This is a genomic window from Flavobacterium longum (genome assembly GCF_965137575.1).
In the GTDB taxonomy this organism is placed as follows: domain Bacteria; phylum Bacteroidota; class Bacteroidia; order Flavobacteriales; family Flavobacteriaceae; genus Flavobacterium; species Flavobacterium longum.
On the sequence record NZ_CBCRZJ010000010.1, the window covers coordinates 1,505 to 4,004 of the forward strand.

A 2,500-nucleotide genomic window follows, 5' to 3' on the forward strand; every position below is an offset into this window, starting at 1 on the left:
CGAATCNNANTACAAAACCGTTCTCAGTTCGGATCGGAGTCTGCAACTCGACTCCGTGAAGCTGGAATCGCTAGTAATCGGATATCAGCCATGATCCGGTGAATACGTTCCCGGGCCTTGTACACACCGCCCGTCAAGCCATGGAAGCTGGGGGTGCCTGAAGTCGGTGACCGCAAGGAGCTGCCTAGGGTAAAACCGGTAACTAGGGCTAAGTCGTAACAAGGTAGCCGTACCGGAAGGTGCGGCTGGAACACCTCCTTTCTAGAGAAAAGGCGAGGTNTNCGATNNNACAANGGGTATCGTTCTGATGCCTTTCCTTGCTCTTTGCTGTCGGTCTAAATTATAAGCAATCCAAAACAGAGTCTCGTAGCTCAGCTGGTTAGAGTACTACACTGATAATGTAGGGGTCGGCAGTTCGAGTCTGCCCGGGACTACTNTTTTTGGTTTTTGCGAAGGAAATTCTGGAGGTTGGGATTCCACTGGGATCCTGTCGAAGGATCATGGGGGATTAGCTCAGCTGGCTAGAGCGCCTGCCTTGCACGCAGGAGGTCATCGGTTCGACTCCGATATTCTCCACGGATAAAACCTTTAANGGGTGATTCCGGACCGAGGGGAAAAAATCAAGTTCACTTGAATTTTTTCAACGAGGGAGGAATCCTTAAAGGTTTTTCAAAACGGGATTTTGAGGACGGCCCGCAGGGCACTCCGATAAATTCCGGTTTGCAAAGTTCATTGACATATTGGGATAAGAAACAAACAAAGTAGAAAGCACAGGTATCNTCNGCGCACAGCGGATGATATTCTAAAAGTACAATAAGCAAAATAAGGGCGTATGGGGGATGCCTAGGCTCTCAGAGGCGATGAAGGGCGTGATAAGCTGCGAAAAGCGCCGGGGATCGGCACACACGAGTTGATCCGGCGATACCCGAATGGGGCAACCCGATGCATTGAAGATGCATCACTCCGATAGGAGGGCGAACCCGCTGAACTGAAACATCTAAGTAGGCGGAGGAAGAGAAAACAAAAGTGATTCCGTAAGTAGTGGCGAGCGAACGCGGATTAGCCCAAACCAAACATGTTACGGCATGTTTGGGGTTGTAGGACCACGACATTCCATGCAAAGTGAACCGGAAGGAACTGGAAAGTTCCGCCATAGAGGGTGACAGCCCCGTATGGGTAAGCTGGTGTAATGGATAGTGGTATCCTGAGTAGGGCGGGGCACGTGAAACCCTGTCTGAATCCACCGGGACCATCCGGTAAGGCTAAATACTCCTGAGAGACCGATAGTGAACCAGTACCGTGAGGGAAAGGTGAAAAGAACCGCAAGTAGCGGAGTGAAATAGATCCTGAAACCATACGCCTACAAGCGGTCGGAGCCCCTTTTTGGGGTGACGGCGTGCCTTTTGCATAATGAGCCTACGAGTTAACGTTGCCGGCAAGGGTAAGCACTTAAGGTGTGGACCCGTAGCGAAAGCGAGTCTGAACAGGGCGCTTTAGTCGGTAGTGTTAGACGCGAAACCGTGTGATCTACCCATGGGCAGGATGAAGCTGTGGTAACACATAGTGGAGGTCCGAACCGGTTGTCGTTGAAAAGACTTCGGATGACCTGTGGGTAGGGGTGAAAGGCCAATCAAACTCGGAAATAGCTCGTACTCCCCGAAATGCATTTAGGTGCAGCGCCGTGCTAAGTTTACCAGAGGTAGAGCTACTGATTGGATGCGGGGGCTTCACCGCCTACCAATTCCTGACAAACTCCGAATGCTGGTAAATGTTTCATGGCAGTGAGGGCATGGGTGCTAAGGTCCATGTCCGAGAGGGAAAGAACCCAGACCACCGGCTAAGGTCCCCAAATGTATGCTAAGTTGAAGGAACGAGGTCCGATTGCACAGACAGCTAGGATGTTGGCTTGGAAGCAGCCATTCATTTAAAGAGTGCGTAACAGCTCACTAGTCGAGCGATCGGGCATGGATAATAATCGGGCATAAGCATACTACCGAAGCCGTGGACAGAATATTCTGTGGTAGGGGAGCATTCCCTGGGCGGTGAAGTCGCAGCGTGAGCTGNGGTGGAGCGCAGGGAAAAGAAAATGTAGGCATAAGTAACGATAATGCGGGCGAGAAACCCGCACACCGAAAGACTAAGGTTTCCCCGGCTATGCTAATCAGCCGGGGGTTAGTCGGGACCTAAGGCGACCCCGAAAGGGACAGTCGATGGCCAACGGGTTAATATTCCCGTACTACTGATAGTTGTGATGGAGTGACGCAGTGATGAAAGTACCGCGGACTGACGGAATAGTCCGTTAAAGCACCTACCTATACCCTTGATAGTCAAATGCGTCTTGGGTGGGGAAATGCGATAGTACACGGAGGCTTCGGCCGAAGTGATAGTGTACCTAAGGGCTGCCAAGAAAACCTTCTAAACTTAGATTATCAGTACCCGTACCGTAAACCGACACAGGTGGTCGAGGAGAGGATCCTAAGGTGCTCGAGAGATTCATGGC

General features: G+C 51.2%; 2 tRNA genes and 2 rRNA genes (2 of these 4 cut by a window edge). All 4 read left to right on the top strand.

Annotation, left to right across the window (positions count from 1 at the left end):
• Window positions 1-261 (top strand): 16S ribosomal RNA (locus tag ACM9J1_RS14285) (it extends 1,355 nt beyond the left edge of the window).
• A 99-nt stretch (window positions 262-360) separates the two neighbouring features.
• Window positions 361-434 (top strand) — tRNA-Ile (locus ACM9J1_RS14290).
• A gap of 68 nt (window positions 435-502) precedes the next feature.
• Window positions 503-576, top strand: a tRNA-Ala gene (locus ACM9J1_RS14295).
• Between the two features lie 235 nt (window positions 577-811).
• Window positions 812-2,500: ribosomal RNA gene (locus ACM9J1_RS14300) — 23S ribosomal RNA — on the top strand; it runs 1,187 nt beyond the window's last position.
• The 16S and 23S rRNA genes sit together here with 2 tRNA genes alongside, the layout of an rRNA operon.